A 3,038-nucleotide genomic window follows, 5' to 3' on the forward strand; every position below is an offset into this window, starting at 1 on the left:
CAACCGGGGGTTTTGCCCAATGAGCTATAAATCGGACATTGAAATCGCGCGCGAGGCGCAGAAGAAGCCTATTCAGGAAATTGGCGCTAAGATTGGCATCGATTCTGCTGATCTGCTGCCCTACGGCCATGACAAAGCGAAGGTCAGCCAGGAGTTCATCAACTCGGTCCAGGGTCGCGAAGACGGCAAGTTGGTGCTGGTCACCGCGATCAACCCGACCCCCGCGGGTGAGGGTAAGACGACCACGACCGTTGGTCTGGGTGATGGTCTGAACCGCATTGGCAAGAATGCGATGATCTGTATCCGCGAAGCCTCGCTGGGCCCGAACTTCGGCATGAAGGGCGGCGCTGCAGGGGGCGGGTACGCGCAGGTTGTTCCGATGGAGGAAATGAACCTGCACTTCACCGGGGATTTCCACGCCATCACCTCGGCGCATTCGCTGCTGTCGGCGATGATCGACAACCACATCTACTGGGGCAATGAAGCCGAGATCGATGTACGCCGCGTCGCATGGCGTCGCGTGGTCGACATGAATGACCGCGCCCTGCGTCAGATCACGGCGTCTCTGGGTGGGGTGTCGAACGGCTTCCCGCGCGAAACCGGCTTTGACATCACCGTGGCGTCCGAGGTCATGGCGATCCTGTGCCTGTCCAACGACCTGAAGGATCTGGAAAAGCGTCTGGGTGACATCATCGTGGCCTATCGCCGCGACAAGACTGCTGTTTACTGCCGCGACATCAAGGCCGAAGGCGCGATGACCGTGTTGCTGAAAGACGCGATGCAGCCGAACCTGGTGCAGACGCTGGAAAACAACCCGGCCTTTGTCCACGGTGGCCCCTTCGCCAACATCGCGCATGGCTGTAACTCGGTCATTGCCACCAAGACTGCTTTGAAAGTGGCTGACTACGTTGTGACTGAGGCTGGCTTTGGGGCCGATCTGGGCGCCGAGAAGTTCATGAACATCAAGTGCCGTAAGGCGGGCATCGCGCCGTCTGCAGTGGTGCTGGTTGCCACCGTGCGTGCGATGAAGATGAACGGCGGCGTTGCCAAGGCCGATCTGGGTGCGGAAAACGTCGACGCGGTCAACTCGGGCTGTGCCAACCTGGGCCGTCACATCGAGAACGTGAAATCCTTTGGCGTGCCGGTTGTGGTTGCCATCAACCACTTCGTTACCGACACCGATGCCGAAGTGCAGGCGGTCAGCGACTATTGCGCCGCGCATGGGGTTGAGGCGGTTCTGTCGCGTCACTGGGAGCTGGGCTCGGAAGGCTCTGCGCCGCTGGCCGAGAAGGTTGTTGAGATCGTCGAGGGCGGCAGTGCCAACTTCGCACCGATCTACCCCGATGACATGCCGCTGTTCGAAAAGATCGAAACCATCGCCAAGCGTATCTACCGCGCCGACGAGGTTCTGGCCGACAACAAGATCCGCAACCAGCTGCGCGAGTGGGAAGAGGCCGGATACGGCAATCTGCCGGTCTGCATGGCCAAGACGCAGTATTCGTTCTCGACCGACCCCACTTTGCGCGGCGCGCCCACCGGCCATTCGGTTCCGGTGCGTGAGGTACGTCTGAGCGCGGGGGCCGGCTTTATCGTGGTGGTCTGCGGTGAGATCATGACCATGCCCGGTCTGCCACGCAAACCGGCTGCGGAAACCATCTGCCTCAATGACGCAGGTGAGATCGAGGGCTTGTTCTAAGCCGCCGAATAGGACATCTCGTGGTCCGGGGTTTTCCCGGGCCATGAGGAGATCGCGATGCCCACTCTGACACCGCCGCAAGACTGTGCAACGATGCAGGATCTGCGGGTTCAGATCGACAAGCTGGACCGCCAACTGATCGAAATGTTGGTGGCGCGCGCAGGCTACATTGACCGCGCGTCCGAGCTGAAGCCGGGCGAGGGCCTGCCTGCCCGTATCCCGGACCGTGTCGAAGACGTGGTGCACCGCGTGCGCGCAAGCTCGGCCGAGCTGGGAATGGATCCGGATTTGGCCGAAGGACTGTGGCGCATGTTGATTGACTGGTCGATTGCACGTGAGGAACGTGTTCTCGGCCCGGACTGAATGACCGGGCGCTTCACGCGCCCGATCCGTTTTTGAAAGAAGGGATCAAAGGATGGTAGCCCAGGTTATCGACGGCAAGGCCTTTGCGGCCAAAGTGCGCGCGCAAGTGGCCGATCAGGTCGCAAAGCTGAAAGAGGAAAACGGCATTACCCCCGGCCTGGCCGTGGTTCTGGTCGGCGAAGACCCAGCCAGCCAGGTCTATGTCCGCTCCAAGGGCAAGATGACCGTTGAGGTCGGCATGAACTCGTACGAGCATAAGCTGGATGTCGATACCTCGGAAGAGGACCTGCTGGCGCTGGTCGACACGCTGAACAACGATCCGGCTGTGCACGGAATCTTGGTTCAATTGCCGCTGCCCAAGCATCTGAACGAAGATCTGGTGATCAATTCGATCGACCCGGCCAAGGATGTGGACGGGTTCCATATCTCCAACGTGGGCCTGTTGGGCACCGGTCAGAAATCGATGGTGCCCTGCACCCCGCTGGGCTGTCTGATGATGCTGCGCGATCACCATGGCTCATTGTCGGGGATGGATGCGGTTGTGATCGGACGCTCGAACATCGTGGGCAAGCCGATGGCGCAGCTGCTGCTGGGCGACAGCTGCACCGTGACCATCGCGCACAGCCGCACCAAGGATCTGCCCGACGTGGTCCGCCGCGCCGATATCGTCGTGGCCGCCGTTGGCCGCCCCGAAATGGTGCCCGGTGACTGGATCAAAGAAGGCGCCACCGTCATCGACGTGGGCATCAACCGCATTGAACGCGATGGCAAGAACAAACTGGTCGGCGACGTCGACTACACCAGCGCCGCCGCACGCGCCGGCGCCATCACCCCGGTCCCCGGAGGTGTCGGCCCCATGACCATCGCCTGCCTGCTGGCCAACACACTTACCGCCGCCTGCCGCGCAAACAAACTCCCAGAACCAGAAGGCCTCACAGCCTGACCTGGTGCGTTAGGGCGCAAATAATGCGCCTTAACG

3 protein-coding genes are annotated in these 3,038 nt (G+C 61.2%); all 3 read left to right on the plus strand.

Annotation, left to right across the window (positions count from 1 at the left end):
* The first annotated feature begins 19 nt into the window (after positions 1–19).
* The 3 genes from AC2FJF_RS24275 to folD are packed head-to-tail and all read left to right on the plus strand — an operon-like array spanning position 20 to position 3,002.
* Positions 20–1,696 carry a formate--tetrahydrofolate ligase gene (locus AC2FJF_RS24275; RefSeq protein WP_058273699.1) on the plus strand — a complete coding sequence of 559 codons (1,677 nt, stop codon included), beginning with the start codon at positions 20–22 and terminating at the stop codon, positions 1,694–1,696.
* Positions 1,697–1,753: 57 nt separating this feature from the next.
* Positions 1,754–2,059 (plus strand): chorismate mutase, encoded by a 306-nt coding sequence (locus tag AC2FJF_RS24280; RefSeq protein ID WP_496727554.1) that lies wholly within the window; start codon positions 1,754–1,756, stop codon positions 2,057–2,059.
* A gap of 52 nt (positions 2,060–2,111) precedes the next feature.
* Positions 2,112–3,002 carry a bifunctional methylenetetrahydrofolate dehydrogenase/methenyltetrahydrofolate cyclohydrolase FolD gene (folD, locus tag AC2FJF_RS24285; protein WP_496727555.1) on the plus strand — a complete coding sequence of 297 codons (891 nt, stop codon included), beginning with the start codon at positions 2,112–2,114 and terminating at the stop codon, positions 3,000–3,002.
* Positions 3,003–3,038 lie beyond the last annotated feature (36 nt).

The organism is Ruegeria sp. CDSB013 (assembly GCF_059611165.1).